This is a genomic window from Thiomicrorhabdus arctica DSM 13458, assembly GCF_000381085.1.
In the GTDB taxonomy this organism is placed as follows: Bacteria; Pseudomonadota; Gammaproteobacteria; order Thiomicrospirales; family Thiomicrospiraceae; genus Thiomicrorhabdus; species Thiomicrorhabdus arctica.
In genome coordinates, this window is record NZ_KB905899.1 from 443,405 (window position 1) to 465,108 (window position 21,704).

The window sequence follows — 21,704 nt, forward strand, 5'->3', positions numbered from 1 at the left end:
CCATTGAAAACAAGGAGTTTATGATGACCCAAACACGACACGCGAACAGACAGATATTATTGGCGTCGCGTCCACATGGTGCACCCACCACTGAAAACTTTAAAATGCGACAAACTGACACGCCAAAACCGAACCGCGGAGAAGTTTTGTTACGAACGGTCTTTCTTTCACTTGATCCCTATATGAGGGGTCGCATGAGTGATGCTAAATCCTATGCAGAACCTGTGGCATTAAATGCCGTTATGGTCGGCGGCACGGTTTGTCGGGTAGAAGAGTCCAACCATGCGGATTATCAAGAAGGCGACTGGGTTGTCTCTTTCAATGGATGGCAAGACTACAACATCTCTGATGGCGTGGGCTTACTTAAGTTGGATAGCGATATGGCAAACCCATCCTCAGCGTTAGGTGTGTTAGGCATGCCGGGTTTAACGGCGTATATGGGCTTATTGGATATTGGACAGCCACAGGCTGGCGAAACGGTTGTCGTCGCCGCTGCGACGGGTGCCGTGGGCAGTTTAGTTGGACAGATTGCCAAACTAAAAGGCTGTAAAGTGATTGGTATAGCTGGTGGGGCTGAAAAATGTCAGTATGCCGTTGAAACACTTGGATTCGATGCCTGTTTAGACCATCACTCAGATGACTTAGCGGTGCAACTTGCCAGTGCGTGCGTTGAGGGCATTGATGTCTATTTTGAGAATGTGGGGGGGAAGGTATTTGATGCCGTTTTCCCACTGCTGAATACAAAAGCGCGTATCCCGTTATGTGGTCTTGTTTCACAATACAATGCCACAGAATTACCTGCTGGGCCTGATTGTATGTCCGCTTTAATGGGAACCATATTAATTAAGCGTATGAAAATGCAAGGTTTTATTGTGTTTGATGATTATGGTGATCGTTATAATGAGTTTAAGGAAGTGATGGTGAAGTGGCTTGATGAAGGCAAAATTCAACACAAAGAGCATAGGGTGGAAGGGTTAGACAGTGCCGTCCCATCCTTTATCGGACTGCTTGAAGGCAAGAATTTTGGTAAATTGGTCGTTCGCGTTGGGCCAGACAGCCTCGCATAAAATGAATCTACTGAAAAAGGAAAACTAGCCTTTTTTAAAAGTTCTTAAAACCAAAAGCCCGCAAGAGGTGACCAGGCCTGGTCGTTTCTTGCGGGCTTTTTTTGCTTTTAGAGTTGGATGAAAGAGTGCAAGCGAACGCTTCACTTTCTTCTTTTACTTAAACTCATACTCAAGTTGTAATCGTGCCGTTCCATTTTCAGTTGCTTTGGTTAATCCAAATAAATAGGCGGTGTTGTATTTAATATTGCCAATTTTTCCAAAGAGTGCAGGGCCTACCTTATGAGATTGCTGCGAAGCGGGTAGCCATTTATCCCAAGCACCCACTTCACCAAAGCCTTGAACGCCAAACTCAAGCGCTTTCTTTAATCGGTATTTTGCTTGCAACTGGTATTGACCTACGACTTCGTTCGCGGCAGGGTTATTGCCACCAAACTTCGCTTCAAAAAGAAGGTTAGCGTTATATTGCATTTTTCCTGAATTTATTTGAAACAGTGGGCCTACCTTAAATTCGGATGGATCTTCGCCATTCGAGGGCAGTTCAAGCTCGGTAATAAGACCAATGTCGATTGGGTATTGCCCCGTTTGAGTCAATTGAAACTTATTCTCAAACTCAAGTACATTCTGTGCCGGTTTCCCATTTTCTTTTTCAGATTTAAGATAGAGCTCTGAAAACCATTTTTCACTGACGCCATATCCAAAACCAAGACTGGTCACATTTTGTTTTTGATCGGGTGAGGTATCCGTTCGGCCACTTGTGCCATATTTGAAGTCTATTTCAAATTCACCTTCTTCAACGTTAGGTGTATAGACATAGTCGGCGGCGCCTGCAAAAGAGGCATTTGAATGCATCACGCCTAAAGACAAAAATAGAGTGGCTGTTGGTTTTAGAAAATTTTTCATGACATTGCGTCCTTGCGTGTTAAACGTTTATTTTGGTGATTTAACCACTTGATGGCAAAAAATATGGTGAGCAGCGTGACAACATAAAACACCACTTGGATTCCATCTGGTCTTGCGTTATAGCCTAAAAGCGTTTGTAAAAAACTCCCCAAAAGGGAGGCATTTGGCAGAACAGAAGACAAATCCCATAAAGGGCTCACTAATGCGGGGATTTTATTTGCTTGCACTAGATAGTTCGCTGCTTGTGAAGCCATTCCGGCGGACAAAAAAGCAATTAAAATAGCGGTGCCTTTAAAAAATAGACGGACAGGAAGATGTAATAAGCCTGTGTAAATAATGAACCCTACTAGCACACCAGATAAAAGCCCTATGCCGCCGCCCAAAAGCATTGAGTTGGCTTGTGCCCCGGAAGCAGAAATGCCATATAAAAAGATTACGATTTCTGAACCCTCTCTTAAAATGGCAACGCCGACGATCACCAGTAAAACAGACAATGCCTTTTGACCCTCTTTAATAGCAAGGCCTGTACTTTTAGCATCCTTAGAAATACTTGCACCGCGCGTTGACATCCAAATCGTTTGCCAAGCCAACATCACAACAGCAATACTTACTACACCGGCATTAAATAACTCTTGTCCCAGTCCATCGGCAAAATCGCTCAGCTCACTGCCTAAATAAGCTAACAATACCGCACCCAATAAGCCGAGAAAAATTCCTGCCAATAACCATTTATTCCTATTAGGAATGGCTTGTGTTGCTGCTGCAATAACGCCAATGACAATGGCGGCTTCTAATATTTCTCTAAAAACAATAATGGCCGTTTCAAACATTTTAGGTTCCTTTATTTAACAATGATCATGCCTTGAGCCGTCTCATGAAAAAACTCACCAAAAAAGGGATATCTACCTGGTTTTAAAGGACCAATAAACACTTTAGCTCGAGATTTCCCTCTAATTAATTTTTCTCGATTAAGAGGGTAGCTTTCAAATTCTTCAGCTGTTGCATCTTGATTATCAATCATCAATACAACTTTTTTGCCCGATTCAATGGTTATTTCAGAGGGCGAAAATAGATGGTTTTTTATCGTAATTTCGTATTCTAATGTCTCGGCTGACACCAGTGAGGAATAGAGAAAACCGCTTAAAATAATTTGTAACAATATCGACTGTTTCATAAGGCTCCACTTATCAATAAACTTAATGAGAATGTACATGATAATGATTTTCATTCACTGTATCAAGTTTTTTAACCATTTTGTCATTTTTATCCGAATGCACTTTACTGGAAAGCAGGTCTATAGATGAGTGGAATGAAGGATTTTAGAATAAATGGCGTTAGATATTTACAGCTGAGGACGTTGTCACGGTAGATAAGGAATTGAATGAATGCGTTTTTAAGTTATATGCTATTTCAAATAAGAGGAGGGTCGACACTCAATTATAAATAGCAAAAAGCCGCCATTAAAGGCGGCTCTTTTTATAGGATGAGTCAATTATGTTAGGAGGGAGAAGGATAGGGACCATATTTCGCTTTATCATACGCCGCTTTATCGCCCTTAAAGTAAGCCGGAACGGCATAATCATCCGGTCTAAACCTAGGGTTGGGAAAGTCTTTCTCCCGATGTGCTTTCATGGGACGTTGTAAGGATTCAACATAAGCGGCTATATCGTAAGCTTGGTCAACGGTTAACGTCGGGTTTTGGGCTGTGGTCCCTTTTGGCATATTGCCATAAATAAACCGAGTGGCTTTTTTCAAGCGGCTCATACCTGCACCATCGTTAAAAGAGTCCTTGCCTGCCAGTGGCGGGTGAGTATAGCTTCCATCTTTGCCATAGGTTGCCGAAGGCTGTCCTTTGCCGCCAGCACCATGGCAAGTAATACAAAATGTGCCAAATAAACGTTGGCCTACTTGAACATTGGCCTTTCGGTCTGGAAAGGTTACCTTAGGCAAGCCTGTGCCTGTCATCGCCTGATTGAGTTGAGTGCCTTTTGAGAGCCATTTGAAGTAATCAATAATTGCAATCATCTCTTTAGAGTCGGATGGGAATGGTTTTCCCTGTCCTTGACTGCGAACCATGCAACCATTGACTCGGTCTTCAGCAGAACCAATCCGCATGCTGCGTGCACGAAAACTGGGGTAATCATTCATGACATTGACATAAGGAATGCCTAAAGGAACGGTTCCTGGTAAGTTACTTGGGCCAGCGAGGTGGCAATTAACGCAATTTAAAGAGTTACCGGAGTATCTCATCTTGGGGTCACTTGATTTCGGTCCGATGAGCTTTGTTGTGTCACTTAATAGAGCAATACCATATTTGATAGAACTTGCATTGGGTTCGTTATCTGGTGATTGATTGGGGAGTTTCCAGTCTTGAACAGGGCGATTATTGGCTTTTTGTGTTAATTCAAGAGCTTGCTTTGTTGTCAGTTTTTGACCAATCGAGTAGGGTGAAACATCCATAGAGTAGACCGGGAATGCGAATAATAATATGCAGAGGCTTAAAAAAAATCTCATGCTGTTTTTCCTTTATTTAGGAGTGCTTTAATTTAAGTAAATATATGGTAAGTTATCGTATTTTTAATAAGTATTTTATTAGAGTAACCTCTTTTTTACAACTCTAATTATTCCACTGAGTTAAACATTATTCAGAAGGATCGTGGAGGTTGAAAGTGTTTTATTAATATCGGGACAAAAACTTAATAGGCATTTTAATTTTTAATTGTTATTCTATTTATAAGCGGAGTTTGAAGAGGTTTTTCAGGCGGTAAAACCGAGCGTTATATTGTTTTACCGCCTCTCCATTTTGTTGATATAAAATGCATAAAAGTAGGCTACCAATAAAAACTTTTTCAGAGCAAAAACGTTTAGGCGGCCGAGCATCTATTCTCGGTTGGCAATTATTTATAATCAGTTGTTTATTGATTTTATCGCCCTTCGTCCAAGCAAATACCCCTAGTGTTAACAGTATTTCCATTGGTGTGTTAGCTTATAAAGGCAAGGCGCAGACTCTTTCACAATGGATGCCAACGGCAAAATATTTGTCGGATAAAATGCCCGCCTATCAATTTCAAATTGTGCCGCTGACACTGGAAGAAATTAATCAAGCCATTCATAAAGATCATCTGAACTTCGTATTAACCAATCCAGGTCACTATATTCAACTTCAAGTCAAAAATGGCGCCACGCGTATTGTGACTTTTAAAGCACGGTATATGAATCATGTGTTGACTCATTTTGGCACCGTTATTTTTACTCGAAAAAATGAACACCTTAATACCATTGAATCTCTTAAAGGACATACTATTGCCGCAGTGGGTGAAGAAGCTTTTGGCGGATTTCAGCTAGCGCGGAAAGTCTTTCTTGATCATAAAATTGATATTTTTAAAGACTTAAATGTTGAATGGTTGGGTTTTCCTCAAGCAGACATTGTTCGCTATGTCTTGTCGGGTAAAGCGGATGCTGGGATTGTTCGGACGGGTGTTTTGGAAAAAATGGCCAATAAAAAGGATATTTCTCTAAGTCAATTCCAAATTGTTGCACAAAAAAAATCTCACGCCATCCCGTTTGTTCATAGTTCTTCTCTGTATCCAGAATGGCCCTTTTCCAGTCTTCCAAAAACCGATATAGGCTTGGCGAAAAAAGTGGCGATTGCCCTACTTGAAATGCCACAAAATTCTATTCCAGCCTTGGCTTCTGACGGAGCAGGTTGGACCATTCCTTCAGATTATCAGCCTGTACGAGAGGTTTTAAAAGAGTTGTATATTGCACCCTATGCGCTTTCAGAATTTGATGTAGACGTTTTTTGGCAACTGTATCATTACTGGATTGTAATGGTTTTATTCACCTTTTTAGTCAGTGTCTTGGTGATTTTGTTTATTTTAAAAACCAATCGAAAATTATTACAAGCTAAGCAAGAAATCGTTAATCAACGTGATCAGCTTGCTGTTACGATTCAGCAACGTACGGCTGAGTTGGTGGAGAGTAATAAAAGCCTGCAACTCGATATAGAATCAAGAATTCAATCTGAAAAAACCATTAATGATGGCTGTGAGTTTTTACAGGCGCTCTACAATGTGTCCACTCGATTGGATCTAACGGGTAAACAAAAGCTGCAGTCCATTTTAGATTTAACACGCCAATACCTTGGCGTGGAGTCCGCCATACTTTCAAGGTTTGACCAGCAGGCATTTAATTTATGTATTTATAGTTCTTCTAAAGAGGTCAATACCGCTCCTTGCGCTCTTGCCTATGGCAAACAGGCCATAGCTGAACATAAGGTTGTCATCTATAACGGAGTCGAGCCGTGGCAAACCTATATTGCATTGCCGGTTTTTATTTCTGACCACTCCGGCTGCTTGTTTGAATTTGTGACTGAAACACAAGACCATAAAAACAGTCTTGAGCAAGAAGCACTCTCGGAATTTGATCTGCGTATTTTAAACATTCTGGCATTTTGGGCGAGTAATGAAATTATCAGAATTGATAATGAAGATTTAGATCAAAGCCAACGAGTCATACGCCAGCAACAGTTTTTAGAGCTGACGTCTCGTGAGCGAGAAGTGTTAAAACTCGTGGTGGATGGAGAGCCTAACAAAGTAATTGCTCGTCTATTGAGTATCAGTCCTAAAACCGTAGAGTTGCATCGGGCGAACTTATTACGTAAAACACACTCCTCCTCAACCATTCAACTTGTCAAACAAGCCGTGTTATCAGGCATTGTCACGCCAACCTAGGGTTTACCCTAGGTAAAATTTAGTAAATTAATATATTGTGTCATCACGCTCATTAACGGTTAATGGAGAACAGTTGAACTTTCAACTTCCATTTTCTGAAAGCTCGACGGGCTTAACAAGTCTCATCAAGAAGTACTAAGGAGCCCTCAGTTTTCAGATTGCAATGGATTAATGACGATTAAATTTTTAGATCAGGGAGTGATGATTGATGAACACAATAATGAAAAAAATGGGTATAGCGTCCGCTCTAACAGCGGGTTTAATTTTGGCAGGGCCAACGATGGCCGAAGATGCTGGACAGGGGCATGATTATCGTACTTTCCATGCCAATGATAAAATTGACTATGGCAAAATAGAAGATTCTTATAATTCAGATTTGACCATTTATGTGGCTGGAAATCAGTTTATGGTGATGGAAGAATTGATGAAAGATTTTCAAAAGAAGAATCCGGATATCAAAAAGATTTACCTTGAGACCATTCCGCCGGGACAGATTTTAAAAGGGCAGATTCTTAAGCAGGGTGAAATTAACGGTCAAAAAACAGCACAAAATCCTGATCTTTTTGCCAGCGTCAATTTAGGGCATCTTAAAAAGTTGAAGGCAAAAGGTGTTATGGATGATTATCTTATCTATACGCATAACAAGTTAGAACTCATGATTGCCAAAGGTAACCCCAAGAACATTAAGGGTGTAGAAGATTTAACCAGAAAGGACTTGGTGAAATCTTTTCCAAATCCTTTAACAGAAGGGATTTTTAAATTTTACGGTTCTCGCATGCTAAAAGATTTAGGCATGTATCAAGAGCTGACGAATGATCAAAAATGTAAAGGTTGTTGGGCTGTTAAAGACGAGACTTACTTTACAAATCGTCACCACCGCGAAACGCCACATCGTATCGAAAATGGTCAAGCGGATGTTGGGATTGTTTGGACAACAGAAGTTAAACACGGAAAATCACAAGGTCGAGCAATTGATGGAATTGAAATTCCAGCAAAATATAACATGGGCAGTAAAGTAGGTTATGCCATCGGTGTCTTGAAAACGGGTAAAAACCCATACAACGCTTTGCGTTATATGACCTATATCAGCAGTGATGATGCTCAGAATATCTATGCAAGTTATGGCTTTGTGAAAGCATCTCTTCAAGACTTAAAGCTTAAGTCGATTCCAACTAAATAGATCATCATTTATTGATCATGATAACCAGAGTAACGTTAACGTTAATTTGACCAGGCCTGGTTATTTTAAAGTCTTAAACAAGCCCGCATTATGCGGGCTTTTTTATGTCAAAAACAAAGTGATCAAGTTTGGTTATTAAGTGTCTGTGATTTATGCAGATAAAACGGTTGTTAACTCTCTGTATTTGCTGAGGATCTTGTTGTAAATAACAAAAAGTTGTTTTGAAATAAGTCATGCTAATCAAGATAGTCATAGTACGTATTGAGATAGGTGTTTATGTTGATCTATAGTAAATACCTTATTAACTTAATGGAATTTTGCTTATGAGAAACAATAAGCCGATTACGAACAAAGAGTACTTGGTTCCAAGAGACGTTACCTTGGTCTCTAAAACCAATTTACATGGAACGATCACCGAATGTAATGATGCTTTTGAAGCAGCAAGTGGGTTTTCACGAAAGGAATTAATTGGGCAACCTCATAATGTAATAAGACATCCCGATGTGCCTGAAGCTGTCTTTAAAGATTTATGGCAGGCGCTTAAAAAAGGTAGAACGTGGAGTCAAGTTGTTAAAAACCGTCGAGCAGATGGCGGTTATTACTGGGTAAGAGCCAATGCCTCTCCTGTGTATATTGCGGGTAAAGTCTCTGGTTATATGTCTATTAGAACCCAAGTGAGCACAGCAGAAAAGGAAGCCGCTTCTCAAGTCTATCAAGATATTAACAAGGGTAAAGCGGGTATTAAAGATGCTCGCGTTTATTATGGTTTTAACTGGAGAATCCTGCTGTTTTTGGGTCGTATTCCAGTGCAATATCAACTTACATTATGTGCCTTTATAGTTTATATCATTCCCTATTTTGCCTTTTCGGTTCAGGCCGAATATAGCCTGATTCAACAAGTTATGGTTGGGTTTCTCTGGTTGATTCCACCATTTATCTATGGGGTTAGACAACAAAAGCAATCCGACAGGGCGAAAGATCAATTAAATCAAATTGCCTCTGGAAACGATCTAACCAATGAATGGTTCGATCCTACCACCCATTACGGCCAGCTGAAAACAACCATTCGCTCTGTTTATTTGGCAGCCAGAGAACATTATGAAGAGGCGGCTTATCAATTAGACCAATCTAGACAGTTACAGTCGGCAATGGATCAAATCTCAAGCAATGTCATGATTACAGATGCCAACCTCAGCATTACCTACATGAACCAGACTATGCAGGCTTTTATGCTAAAGAAAGAAGCCTTTTTGCAGCAATACTTACCGCATTTCAAAGCGAATGAATTGATTGGACATAATCTTGATGTGTTTTATAAAAATCCCACTCATCAACGCGAGTTGCTTACTCAGTTGACGGAACCTCATACTGGTCATCTTAAACTGGGTTCAAAGCATTTTGAAATATATGCTATTCCTGTCTTTAATCGAGTGGGTCAGAGAACAGCAACCATTGCCGAGTGGCACGATATCACTTCTGAAAAACAACTTTTAGACGAAGTGTCATCTGCCGTTGAAGCGGCGCAACAAGGGTTATTAGACCGTCGCATTGATCTAACGCGTGTTGAAGGTGTGGCCAAACAGCTCAGCCAATCCATCAATGAACTTATTTCTACGGTTGAAAAGCCTATTAACTCAGCCGTTCAAGTTGCCGTTGCCCTGTCAGAGGGTGATTTAACCAAACACCTTGAAGGTAAGTATTTAGGACGTTTTGCCGTGATGCAAGACAGTTTAAATGTAGCGGTAGATAACCTGGCCTCAATGATGTCTCAAACGAAGTTGGCAACGAGCGCCGTACATGAAGGAGCTGGACTGATTTATCAGGGCAGTGTCGCACTCAATAATCGCACCCAAAACCAAGCGGTTTCCTTAGAAAAAACGGCCACCAGTATGGAGCAGATAACGGCAGCGGTAAAACAAACTGCACACAATGCACAAGAAGCCTCTAGAGTGACCCACAGTTCGGCTGAACAAGCACAGGATGGGGTGGCCGTTATGCACAATGCGATCGATTCTATGCAGCAGATCAACAGCTCGAGTCAAAAAATTAATGACATTATCGGTCTCATTGACAGCATTGCATTTCAAACCAATCTTTTAGCGTTAAATGCGGCAGTTGAAGCCGCGCGTGCAGGTGATCATGGGCGTGGTTTTGCCGTCGTCGCAAGTGAAGTCCGTACGCTCGCAGGCAAGTCGTCACAAGCCGCTAAAGAGATTCGAGTACTCATTGAAGATACCGTTACAAAAGTGACAGAAGGATCTCATAATGTAAAGAATTCTGGTGAAGCCTTAAATGGAATTGTAGAATCGATTCGTAATGTTAATCAAATCATTGATGAAATTGCCAATTCGAGTCATGAACAAAGTATTGGCGTCAATCAAGTCAATGATGCCATTACCCAAATAGACAGCGCCGTTCAACAAAATGCAAAACTGGTCGAAGAAACCGCGGCTACGGCTGAAGAACTGGGCAATATGTCAGAGATGATGAACCGTAATATCTCGCAATTTAAAATTAATCAGAAAGCCTCGGGACTTAGCAATAAACTGCAAACGGGGAATATGGATTTTGGATCAGCCGTTCGAGAAATTAGGCAATCTCGAGTCACCGTTCGTGCCTATATTAACGATGTCGACATTGCCCTTGATACTTCTGTGGCTGCCAATGACGCCATAACGCATTTAGGGCAATGGATTCAAGGACAGAGTCAGAACTATGAGGGTCATGCAAACTTCAAAACACTTGCTCTCGCTCACAAAGAATTGTATGCCCAAGTCGGTAAGATACTGCAATTTAAAGGCAATGATGAGCTTGAATCAGCAAACACAGCAATGAATCAACTTGAAAAAATGAGTCATGAGGTTATTGAACTTATCAATCGACTTGAATCTGATATCAGCTAAAGTGACTTTATTGGCTGTGATGTGTCGTTTATTGTGTTTGTGGGTTATAGAATAAGGGTCTTAGGAAGGAATAGGGTGGGTTGCTCTTTCAATCTAAACTTTAAAAACATCCCACCTTTTAACGGCTCAGTTGATTTTAAAACCAAAAGCCCGCAAGACGTTACCAGGCCTGGCCGTTTGTTATTTTCTTGGCTTTAAGCTGTGATTTAGGTCGTCTGAATCATTGCCAATTTGGTTTTAAGCCAAAATGTAACAAACTATTCAATACCTTTTACGTCTTCACTACTAGAATAAAACGTCTGTGATATGCATTCTTTAACTCGATTTTAGTTTAGTATTAAGGTGGCTAATGATCGTTATGCCCCCATTATCAGATAGGAGTTTTCTATGCATGTAAAGTATTCTGGGCAGTGTCTTTGTGGAAAAATCAGCTACTCAGTTGATATTGAACCTGTGTTTACTGGAAATTGTCATTGCAAAGACTGTCAAAGGTCATCAGGCAGTGCATTCATTCCAGCGATGGTTTTCCGTGAAATAGATGTTGTAGTTTCTGGTGAAGTAAAATATTTCAAGTCTCAGGCAGACAGCGGAGATATACACAAAAGAGGTTTCTGCCCGAATTGTGGTTCTCAATTGTTCGCTCGGTTCAGTAATATGCCAGGAATGTTGGGCATAAAGGCTGGAACTTTAAATAACACATCGAATTATGCTCCAAAGTTAGATTTTCATGTAGGTGGTGCTGCACCTTGGGACTTTATGAACCCAGAGCTACCTAAAAAGCAAGGGGCAGCACAAAGCTAACAACAGTGCATTACAATTCATTCATGCTGACACCGCTTCGCGGCGCGGTTTAATTCAAACGTTCGGCACATACAAAAGCACATTACAGGGCTATGTTTTATTTGGTTTTCTTAAGAATAAAAAAATAGGGAGAACATCCATGAAGACTATTAAAGTGTATCAAACACGAGCCTATGGTCCAGAAGCTCGCTTTGAATTAGTTGAAATCCCAGCACCAAAGCTATCATCAGGACAAATCCTGATTGAGGTGAAAGCCACAAGTCTGAATCCAATGGATAATAAGATATTACGCCATGAACTTCGTGGCCCTGAACTTCCCGCTATCCTTCATGGTGATGTCTCAGGTGTGGTCTCGGCTGTTGGTCCGAATGTAGATGACTTCATTGTCGGTAATGAGGTTTACGCGTGTGCTGGAGGGTTCATCGGCACTTCGGGTGTACTCGCAGAGTTTATGGTCGCCGATGTTAGACTCGTAGCCAGAAAACCAAGCTCGCTCAGTTTTATCGAATCAGCAGCGCTCCCTCTTGTCGTGATTACCGCATGGGAGTCGCTTATCGATAGTGCGAAAATTCTTGAAGGTGAGCATGTTCTCATTCACGGAGGTATCGGGGGTGTTGGTCATGTTGCCGTGCAACTAGCAAAGGCCAAAGGGGCACGAGTCGCAACCACCGTATCCTCGAAAGAAGCCGCCAAAATGGCCCGTAACTTTGGCGCGGATGACATCATCTACTATCGAGACGAAACCGTCGAAAATTACGTTCAACGGCTCACTAACAACAACGGTTTCGACGTTGTTTACGATACCGTTGGCGGTCCCAATTTTGAAAATTCACTTCAGGCAGTACGTACATACGGAAGAGTTGTAACGGTATTTACGGGGCCTGAAGCGACTGTATTGGACCTCAAGACAGCATTTTTCAAAGGCGTTAGCATCCATACGCAAAACATGTCAATTCCACTCATCACCGGAAAAGGCCGTGAACACCATGGAACAATCCTAAAAGAGGCTGCAAAACTAGCCGATGCTGGCAAGCTTAAGCCTCTCATCGATCCACATCATTTCACGTTCGCCGAGGCCAACGAAGCCCATGCTTTCTTTGAGTCAAAGAAGTATCTCGGAAAGATCGTGTTGACCCCCTAAAACGCGTGCAGAAGCAAGTCAGAAAGTCGAACAAACTCATCCAGAGCTGAAAAGGAGGGTAGTTTATATTCAAGTTGAAAGTGCAATGCCTTCAAGCCCGTACATGCATGAGTAAATATTGTATTGTGATCAACGAATGCATTAGATGATATTATTAGGGTTATTTAAAAAATAAATTAGGTTTTTTGCGCTATTTAACTGAATAATTGGTCATAAAATGACTGAAATATACTGTTTACAACAAGGCTTGATAGCACAGGAACATTAAAATTAAATTTGGTACGTTTTTACGTTCTCATGCCAACATCTTAACTGTATATTTTAAGGAACATCAAATGGATAACGCACAACTCTCGTTAACTTCTGAGGATATCATCTCGAGAAATAATGTTCGTGTTACTGGGCAGGGGAAACGTACTATCGTGTTAGCGCATGGTTTTGGTTGTGACCAAAATATGTGGCGATTTATGTGGCCGGCATTAGAAAAGCATTTTAAAGTCGTTGTTTTCGATTATGTTGGCAGCGGTAAGTCTCGTTTATTTTCTTATGACAAAAAGCGCTACCAGGCATTAGATGGGTATGCACAGGATGTTATTGAGGTGTGCGATACACTTGGTTTAGAAGATGTGATTTTTGTTGGGCATTCTGTGAGTTCGATTATTGGGATGATCGCTTCTCAACTACGTCCTGAATTGTTCTCAAAATTAGTGATGGTTTGCCCGTCTCCTTGCTTTTTAAATTTAGGTTCTGAGTATTCAGGTGGTTTTGATAAAGAGGACCTGGAAGAGTTAATTAATTTAATGGATAAGAATTATATCGGTTGGGCTAATTACTTGGCTCCGCTCGTAATGGGACAATCTCATTCCGAAGAGTTGATCAATGAGTTGTCTGGTAGCTTTTGTTCTACTGATCCTAAGTATTCTAAGCCTTTTGCTCAGGCGACCTTTTTCTCAGATTATCGAAGTATCCTGTCAAAAGAACTTCATCCCTGTCTTATTTTACAAAGTGCTAATGATTCTTTAGCGGCAGTGGATGTTGGAGAGTATATGAAGGAACAAATCCCGAACGCTACATTTGAGATTATAGATGGAACGGGACATTGCTTGCACATGACGGAACCAGATAAGGTTTTACAAAGCATGTATTCTTTTTTAAATATACCCGTTTAAGGTTGTTTAAGTGCTAAATAAATTTTCATGTGGTCTATTTACCAGTGACATCAAAAATGGAGATATTGAATATACGAATGATTATGTATGTGATGTGCTAGATTATAGTAAAGGAAGTTTAATCGGCTTAAAATTGAATTTGTTATTTAGTAAGGCTTCTTTAATTTTTTTGGAGAGTTATCTATACCCAATGCTTTTAAAAGAGCATGAAATGTTTGAAATTCAATTAACAGTGTTGAATACCAAGCATGAGCGAATCCCTATCACTGCAAACGTTAAGATTCAGGACGACAAACTATATTGGTCCATTTTTACGGCTATCAATCGTGACAAACTGTATCAAGAGTTACTTGATATTAGAGATCAACTCGAACAACAAGCTGAAATATTAGAACTCAAGGCAACTACTGATTCGCTTACGTCTTTACTTAACAGACGCGCAGCCATTTTTGAATCTGAGAAGTTAATTAACCAAGCTTATCGAACTGGATCTTCTTTATCTTTTGTTATGGTTGATATTGACTATTTTAAACGGATTAATGATGAATTAGGTCACCAAAAAGGTGATGAAGTGCTCGTTGACGTTGGAAAGGTTTTACATGAGGTTTTTCGAAAAACGGATGTTATAGCCAGGTGGGGGGGAGAAGAATTTATGATTGTTCTGTACGATACACCTTTTGACGATGCACAGGCACTTTGTCAGAGATTACATCAAAATTTGAATAGTATTATCACGCTTAATAAGCCTTTGACAGTAAGTATAGGCGTGGCAGTGTGTAACTTCGGAAGCGGTAAAAGCACTGACCTTATGTCGGTTTTAGCTGAAGCTGACAGGATGTTATATAAGGCAAAAAACAATGGTCGCAATCGAACTGAAATGACCTGTTATATAAAGTAAGTTCGGTGCGTTAGATCATAAACGAATAAAAATCAATTGAGGTTTGAGTCCAGTTAATTTAATTTAATTTGACCAGGCCTGGTTATTTCAAAGTATTAAAAAGCCCGCATAACACGGGCTTTTTTGTGACTTGCAAAATGCACGACTCTTTACCTTACCTTCTCTTAGGCAAGTAATCCAAAATAGAAATCGGTACGACCTTTTTAACCGGAAAGCCTTCGATCTCTTTACGTGAAATGATTTTCCCCAACAGACTTTCAATCGCACAGAGGTTTTTAAAGTCGTCCTTTGAAACCAACGAGATGGCTTCACCAGAAGCACCGGCACGACCAGTACGACCAATGCGGTGAATATAATCTTCAGCAGGGTAAGGCAGGTCGTAATTGACCACGCGACTTAGATCATCGATATCAATCCCGCGAGCGGCGATGCCGGTGGCGACTAAAAACTTCAATTTACCCGATTTGAAATCTTCCAATATCTGTTCACGAACGGCCTGGCTTCTACCGCTATGAATAGAGTCGGCGGTAATGCCACGCTTACCAAGCTGTTCGACCAATTTGGCGGAAGAGTGTTTTTTCTCGACAAAAATAAGTGCCTGATCCCACTGCTGATCATTAATCAAATGACTTAGTAACGCAGACTTATTGTCCTTGTCTACTGTGATTAACCACTGGTTGATTTTCGGTGTAGTCTTTTTATTAGGCGAAATGGATATTTCTGCGGCGTCATCATAAACGGTATCGGCTAAATAGCGGATATCATCCGTTAGCGTTGCGGAAAACAGTAAACTTTGACGTTCACTCGGCAGACGATCAATGATTTTATTGAGGTCGTCTATAAAACCCATATCCAACATTCTGTCAGCTTCATCTAAGACTAGGATTTCGAGATCATCAAAATATAAAGCACGTTGATAGGCCATATCTAATAGTCTACCCGGAGTGGCCACTAGAATATCAATGCCTTCTTCCAAGCGTTCTTTTTGAGCCTCGGAATCCACGCCGCCATACACCGCCAGAGAACTCAGGTTTAGATACTTCGCATATTGGGCCACATTGGCCTCAACCTGTACGGCGAGTTCGCGTGTAGGGGTCAGGATAAGCGCACGGATAGACTTACTGCGTAGTTCGCCTTCGGTGCTATCAAGTTTCTGCAACATAGGCAGCACAAAACTGGCGGTTTTACCGGTACCCGTTTGTGCTGCCGCGATTAGGTCTCGACCGGATAGAATGATCGGTATGGCCTGTTTCTGAATGTCGGTGGGTTTGCTGTAACCCGCCTCCGAAACGGCTTTTAAAATAGGATCACTTAATCCAAGTTTTGAAAATGACATATAAAACCTTTGTGGTTATGAACAATCAACGGACTATTCTTTAATATGGGGCACATAATTGGAGCTTTGCTTAAAGCGGGTTTTTTAACTTACCAGGCCTGGTCAATTTTAATTCTAATTCTAATTCAGATCATTGGCTTCGGCGGTGACAAGGGCAAATAGGGCGATTATTCGATGGTTATTCAATAATCAGATATTGCTCTTTGCCTGTTACACCACCCCACTCATCAGCATCTGCGGGGGCAGGGATGACCTCGGTTATGACTGGCCAAAGCTTCGCAAGTTCTATGTTTAATTCACGATAATGCTGCATGTTTTCGGGCAAAGCATCTTCTTGATAAATCGCGTCGACCGGGCATTCTGGCGTGCATAAATCACAATCGATACACACTTCAGGATCAATTGCTAAAAAGTTGGGTCCTTCATGAAATGCATCAACGGGACAAACCGCCACACAATCGGTGTATTTACATTTAATGCAATTTTCGGTAACGACAAATGCCATATTCTTTCTTCGCCATGGAGTATCAATTTCTGCTAAAATTTCGTGATTAACGCCTAATTTTTCAAGTGCAAGTATACTACTTAATGGTTTGCAGATTGCAAGATTCAATCAAGTCGTTGCAGGCCTTGAACGTTAATTTTTTTATTTATATTTACTATAGCTAAGTAACATAAATTTTGGATATCCTATGATTCGTATCACCAATGTAAAACTCCCTCTAGACCATAACGAAGCCCAACTTAGAAAAGCGGTTTTATCGATGCTTTTTATCAAAGAAGATCAGCTGGTCGATTTCACTATTTTTAGACGTGGTTTTGATGCCCGCAGTAAGCATAAGATAGATTTGCTGTACACCATTGATGTGTCAACAGACAATGATGAGGCTGTGATAAAAGATAACTACGATAATCCAGATGTTAGGCTCGCACCTGATATGACCTATCAGTATGTAACGCAAGCGCCTGAAGATTTAGCCGAACGTCCCGTCGTGATTGGGTTTGGACCTTGTGGAATTTTTGTGGGTTTGGTGTTGGCGGAGATGGGTTATAAACCGATTATTCTGGACCGTGGTAAAGAAGTGCGTGAACGTACCAAAGACACTTTTGGTTTTTGGCGAAATAGAACGTTGAATACCGAATCGAATGTACAGTTTGGCGAAGGGGGCGCGGGCACTTTCTCGGATGGAAAGTTGTGGACACAGGTTAAAGATAAAAAACATTATGGCCGTAAAGTGCTGAATGATTTTGTGGCCGCTGGAGCACCAGACGAAATTTTATATGTGAGTAAGCCACATATCGGTACCTTTAAATTGGTGGGCATGGTCGAAAAAATGCGCGCTAAAATCATTGAGCTGGGCGGTGAAATTCGCTTTAGCGCACGGGTTGATGATCTGCATATTGAAGACGGTCAAGTGACTGGGCTGACCCTGTCGGATGGCCAACAAATCAAATCGAAACATATCGCTTTAGCCACCGGGCATAGTGCACGTGATACCTTTGAAATGTTGTATGCAAAAGGGGTGTATATGGAAGCTAAGTCTTTTTCGATAGGTTTTCGTATCGAGCATAATCAATCGGCGATTGACGAGGTTCTGTTTGGCAAAAATTCTGGAAACCCGATCTTAGGCGCCGCAGATTACAAGTTGGTGCATCACTGCAAAAATGGGCGTTCTGTTTATAGTTTCTGTATGTGCCCTGGCGGAACCGTGGTCGCAGCCACCTCCGAAGAGCATCGAGTGGTGACGAACGGCATGAGCCAATATTCACGTAATGAGCGCAATGCCAACAGCGCGATCGTGGTCGGGATTGATCCAAGTGATTATCCTGATAAGGGTCCATTGGCGGGGATTGAGTTACAGCGTCAACTGGAAAGCGCGGCTTATGTGTTGGGTGGTGAAAATTATGATGCCCCTGCACAGTTGGTAGGGGACTATTTGGCGGGTAAATCCTCTTCTCAAGTGGGCAAGGTAGAGCCTTCCTATAAACCGGGCATCAAACTAACGGATATGACCGATATATTGCCTGCTTACTGTCTTGAGGCGATTCGTGAAGCCATTCCGGCTTTCAATAAAAAAATCCGTGGGTTTGCGATGAGGGATGCATTATTGACGGGTGTTGAAACCCGTACCTCATCCCCTGTAAGCATTAAACGTGGCGCGGACTATCAAAGCATAAATACCAAGGGGTTGTATCCTGCGGGCGAAGGCGCGGGTTATGCAGGGGGTATTATGTCAGCGGCCATTGATGGTATTCGAGTGGCCGAAGCCATGGCGCTTGCAATCAATAAAGCGGATTAAATAAAGCTTGTTGTTAAGCGAATGAATGGTTTTTACCGCGAATGCGCAGTCACTTAACTTCAATAGAACATAATTTAAAATAAGGTGATCAAATATGGACTTAAATGTATACCTTTCAGGTGAAATACACACGGACTGGAGAGCGAAAATAATGGAAGGGTGCAAAGCAAATAATCTTTCTATCTCTTTTTCGTCAGCCATCACAGACCATGACGCGAGTGATGCAGCGGGCGATGTATTAGGCGGTGAAGAAAAGGGCTTTTGGCGCGATCATAAATCAGCCAAGGTAAACGCCATTAGGACGAAAACGTTAATTGAAAACTGCGATGTTGCCATTATTCGCTTTGGTGACAAATACAAGCAATGGAACGCTGCTTTTGACGCAGGGTATTGCGCAGCTCTGGATACGCCTTATATTACGCTTCATGGTGAAGATATCATTCATCCGCTTAAAGAAGTAGATGCCGCGGCACTCGCATGGGCAACCACCCCAGAACAAGTCGTGGATGTTTTGAAATATGTGATTGGAAAGTAACGCAGCATCTTGAACAACTATTCATCAAGCCGTCAGAATCATTGGAATAGAGAGTCTAAAGTAATGTGACCAGGCCTGGTCACGGCTTATGAAGCTTATTTTTTAAAAAGGGCAAGGGTTTATAAAGTAATTTATTTTAATAATAAACGGCAGTCAAATGCTTCACTGTGTACATTTAACCTATTGCACTGGCCATGGATTGTAAAGCGCAATGTCTGATGGTCTTACCGTTGGATATCGAATTTTTAGAGGTTAACAGTACTAACTATTTGTTTTACCTATAAAACCCCTTTTAACCCTATTTAAAGTACTGTTTTATGTATTAGTTTTGTGTATGAATAGCAAGATAGAATCTGTTCAAATATGCACTCAGACAGATCTTGATTAAGTATGATGCTTAGCATGTTTAACTGAGATAGAAGTCATATGAAAAAGCAAATCCTAAAAAAAGTCCTACCTGCCGCAATTATTGCAGCCAGCTTATCCACATCCGCACAAGCCGCTAACTGGCTAATGCTCCAAGGCACTGAAAAAGCCAACCAAGCACCCCGTGCAAAAGTATGGGGATTCATGCAACTGGATTACCAAAAAACGGACGATAGCAGACCACCAAGTGGGCTCAAAGCGGCTTTTAACCAAATGGCGCCCAACTTAACGACTTCAGAAGGATTTAATGTTAGACGTGCTCGAATTGGAGTCCGCGGTAATAATTTTCCACTGGATTCGAAGGTGAATTATTTCTTATTAAGTGAGTTTGGCAATAATGGAATCACCACTGGCAAGGGCGCATCTCAAGGTCAACTCACTGATGCAAGTGTTACCTTAAACCACATTAAAGGTGCTCGTATCCGAATGGGGTTATTTAAAACACCTGGCTCTGAAGAAGGCATGCAAAGTGCAACGGTTGGCAACTATATTAACTTTTCAAATGTAACCGATCGTATTTCAAATGAAAGATTTTATGATGAACCTACCAATAACAGTGGACGTAATGGTTCTGTTTCTGCTTTCCGAGATCTTGGTATACAGGTCTTTGATTCATTTGATATAAAAGGCTGGGAAACCAGTTATGCCTTAATGTTGGGTAATGGTAACGGACTTGCACGCACGGATAATAATCAGTTTTTGGATACCTATGCTTATTTGTCTACGGAGAAAGTGTTTGGTAAAAGCGAAGGTGGACGACGTCACGGTTTTAAGCTTTATGCCTGGAATCATGAAGGCAAACGTACGTTTAAAACCACGCCTGGTGAAAAATCATTGAGCCGTTCTGGTTTAGGAACGACTTATGCAGATGGAAAGTATCGTGCTACGGCCGAATATATTATTGCTGACGGCATGATTTACGGTGGGTCAGCGGGCGCTAAAACACCAGCAGATGGTGCACTTTTCAGCACTCAAACAGATCAAAAAGCCAACGGTTATTATGTTGACTTAGGTTACCGCGTCAAGCCAAATGTTGAACTTAACCTACGTTATGATCGCTTAAACAGTGGCACTGAAAAAGATGCTAATTCCGGTAAAAATTCGGATGTTCAAAGAGAGTTTTCAACGACGACTCTAGGCGTTCAATACTTCTTTAATAAGAAAACAACCTTGATGGCTAACTATGAAATTCGTGATGTTAAGGCACCAACGGCCCCTTCGACGGCACCTGTTCATAAAGTACTAGATGCTGTTGATAACCGTATCGCCCTACAAGTGAGAGTTGTCTATTAATAAGATTTTGTGATCCTATTTTCTCTGTCGAGTGCACTGCTCGACTGAAGGGGAACATCTCGACAAACGGCTGATTCATTCGAAATCTAATGGATTAGCCATGATGATTAGCCCCTTTCTCCATTCTCTGCCTCTAACCATCTGAATACTTCTCAATAGACGACCTCTCGACAAGCTAGCAGCATCAGTACTTCTTCGATAGAACCTGTTCAATAGTGGCTCATCTAACCGTTCTCTGTGTCTCAGTACCATGCGTTCGAGTCAAAATGGATTGGTTTTAACTCTTTGTCTGCAAGTACATTTCTTTTTTAAAAAGGACAAGAGCATACACCACTGATTCGTTTACCCGTAATAGGATGGTCAAATTCAATTGTGGTGGCGTGTAACATTAGGCGGTTAGCCATAAAAAATGCCTCATCAGAAGCATACAGGTCGCAGCCCAAAATAGGGTGGCCGAACGCTTCGCTATGCACTCGTAATTGATGGGTTCGCCCAGTGACGGGTTTGAACTCTACTCGAGTAATTCGTTTCTCTTTATCTTCATACCGCTCCATCACTTGATAATTTGTTAAAGCTTTTTTCCCCGTTTCGTAACAGACTTTCTGTTGTGGGAACGTACCTTTACCAATTGGAAAATTCATGCTGCCAGAGTCTTTGTGTAAGTGGCCATGCAAAATTGCCGTATAGCTTTTAGTCACGGTACGCTCTTGAAATTGAGTGCCAATCGCGGCATTAATGGCTTTATTTAAAGCCACAATCATAATGCCAGACGTTCCAAAATCCAGACGATGAACCAGTGTAGGCGTCGGAAATGCCTTAGCTAAACGTGAATGAACCGAGTCTTGATTGTGTGGTGGTTTACTCGACAGGCTTAACAGTCGGGTGGGCTTATTAATCAACAGCAGGTATTCGTCCTGATAGAGAATTTCAATCTCTTCATGGCAAACGGGTACGATAAATGGATCAGCTTGAGGTTGCATAGAGTATCGATAAAGCACTAAGTTTTGGGCAAGAGCGAATTA

The 21,704-nt window shown here is 41.4% G+C and carries 18 protein-coding genes; 11 read left to right on the top strand and 7 right to left on the bottom strand.

Annotated elements, in window-relative coordinates; translation table 11 throughout:
• Positions 1-23: 23 nt before the first annotated feature.
• Positions 24-1,067 (top strand): NADP-dependent oxidoreductase, encoded by a 1,044-nt coding sequence (locus F612_RS0102025; RefSeq protein WP_019556076.1) that lies wholly within the window; start codon positions 24-26, stop codon positions 1,065-1,067.
• Positions 1,068-1,220: 153 nt separating this feature from the next.
• On the opposite strand, the gene F612_RS0102030 is transcribed toward F612_RS0102025, so the two are convergent.
• From F612_RS0102030 to F612_RS11980, 4 genes are all read right to left on the bottom strand, one after another.
• The gene (locus F612_RS0102030; protein WP_019556077.1) at positions 1,221-1,967 is read right to left on the bottom strand and encodes a hypothetical protein; all 747 of its coding nucleotides are present in this window, start codon (positions 1,965-1,967) and stop codon (positions 1,221-1,223) included.
• A complete protein-coding gene (locus tag F612_RS0102035; RefSeq protein WP_019556078.1) occupies positions 1,964-2,797 on the bottom strand; it encodes an FTR1 family iron permease in 834 nt (277 codons plus the stop codon). Before F612_RS0102035 ends, F612_RS0102030 begins: the two co-directional genes overlap by 4 nt.
• An 11-nt stretch (positions 2,798-2,808) precedes the next feature.
• A complete protein-coding gene (locus tag F612_RS0102040) occupies positions 2,809-3,141 on the bottom strand; it encodes a cupredoxin domain-containing protein (protein WP_026329580.1) in 333 nt (110 codons plus the stop codon).
• 323 nt (positions 3,142-3,464) lie between these two features.
• Positions 3,465-4,481, bottom strand: coding sequence for a c-type cytochrome (locus F612_RS11980; protein WP_019556080.1), 1,017 nt, complete (start codon positions 4,479-4,481; stop codon positions 3,465-3,467).
• Positions 4,482-4,783: 302 nt separating this feature from the next.
• Between F612_RS11980 and F612_RS13365 the strand changes: the two genes are divergently transcribed.
• The 7 genes from F612_RS13365 to F612_RS11995 all read left to right on the top strand — a co-directional run bounded on the left by F612_RS13365 (position 4,784) and on the right by F612_RS11995 (position 14,792).
• On the top strand, positions 4,784-6,700 hold the full coding sequence (locus F612_RS13365; protein WP_019556081.1) for a PhnD/SsuA/transferrin family substrate-binding protein: 1,917 nt from the start codon (positions 4,784-4,786) through the stop codon (positions 6,698-6,700).
• Positions 6,701-6,908: 208 nt separating this feature from the next.
• Positions 6,909-7,880 (top strand): molybdate ABC transporter substrate-binding protein, encoded by a 972-nt coding sequence (locus tag F612_RS11985; protein ID WP_019556082.1) that lies wholly within the window; start codon positions 6,909-6,911, stop codon positions 7,878-7,880.
• Positions 7,881-8,203: 323 nt separating this feature from the next.
• The gene (locus F612_RS12825) at positions 8,204-10,783 is read left to right on the top strand and encodes a methyl-accepting chemotaxis protein (protein WP_019556083.1); all 2,580 of its coding nucleotides are present in this window, start codon (positions 8,204-8,206) and stop codon (positions 10,781-10,783) included.
• Positions 10,784-11,170: 387 nt separating this feature from the next.
• Positions 11,171-11,584: a GFA family protein gene (locus F612_RS0102065; RefSeq protein WP_019556084.1), complete on the top strand. Its 414-nt coding sequence runs from the start codon at positions 11,171-11,173 to the stop codon at positions 11,582-11,584.
• A 139-nt stretch (positions 11,585-11,723) separates the two neighbouring features.
• Entirely contained in the window at positions 11,724-12,725 is a 1,002-nt protein-coding gene (locus tag F612_RS0102070) for a zinc-binding dehydrogenase (RefSeq protein WP_019556085.1), read from the top strand.
• 335 nt (positions 12,726-13,060) lie between these two features.
• On the top strand, positions 13,061-13,894 hold the full coding sequence (locus F612_RS0102075) for an alpha/beta fold hydrolase (RefSeq protein WP_019556086.1): 834 nt from the start codon (positions 13,061-13,063) through the stop codon (positions 13,892-13,894).
• A gap of 10 nt (positions 13,895-13,904) precedes the next feature.
• The gene (locus F612_RS11995; protein ID WP_019556087.1) at positions 13,905-14,792 is read left to right on the top strand and encodes a sensor domain-containing diguanylate cyclase; all 888 of its coding nucleotides are present in this window, start codon (positions 13,905-13,907) and stop codon (positions 14,790-14,792) included.
• Between the two features lie 154 nt (positions 14,793-14,946).
• Here F612_RS11995 and F612_RS0102085 read toward each other — a convergent pair whose 3' ends face one another.
• Together F612_RS0102085 and fdxA are read right to left on the bottom strand one after the other, a co-directional pair.
• Entirely contained in the window at positions 14,947-16,128 is a 1,182-nt protein-coding gene (locus tag F612_RS0102085) for a DEAD/DEAH box helicase (RefSeq protein ID WP_019556088.1), read from the bottom strand.
• A 178-nt stretch (positions 16,129-16,306) separates the two neighbouring features.
• Positions 16,307-16,633, bottom strand: coding sequence for a ferredoxin FdxA (gene fdxA, locus F612_RS0102095; RefSeq protein WP_019556090.1), 327 nt, complete (start codon positions 16,631-16,633; stop codon positions 16,307-16,309).
• Positions 16,634-16,820: 187 nt separating this feature from the next.
• Between fdxA and F612_RS0102100 the strand changes: the two genes are divergently transcribed.
• From F612_RS0102100 to F612_RS0102110, 3 genes are all read left to right on the top strand, one after another.
• Entirely contained in the window at positions 16,821-18,428 is a 1,608-nt protein-coding gene (locus tag F612_RS0102100; RefSeq protein WP_019556091.1) for an NAD(P)/FAD-dependent oxidoreductase, read from the top strand.
• Positions 18,429-18,522: 94 nt separating this feature from the next.
• Positions 18,523-18,963 (top strand): YtoQ family protein, encoded by a 441-nt coding sequence (locus F612_RS0102105; protein WP_019556092.1) that lies wholly within the window; start codon positions 18,523-18,525, stop codon positions 18,961-18,963.
• A 426-nt stretch (positions 18,964-19,389) separates the two neighbouring features.
• Positions 19,390-20,682: a porin gene (locus F612_RS0102110; RefSeq protein WP_019556093.1), complete on the top strand. Its 1,293-nt coding sequence runs from the start codon at positions 19,390-19,392 to the stop codon at positions 20,680-20,682.
• 308 nt (positions 20,683-20,990) lie between these two features.
• Here the strand turns inward: F612_RS0102110 and F612_RS0102115 are convergent, their stop codons facing one another.
• Entirely contained in the window at positions 20,991-21,662 is a 672-nt protein-coding gene (locus F612_RS0102115; RefSeq protein ID WP_019556094.1) for an RluA family pseudouridine synthase, read from the bottom strand.
• Between the last annotated feature and the right edge of the window lie 42 nt (positions 21,663-21,704).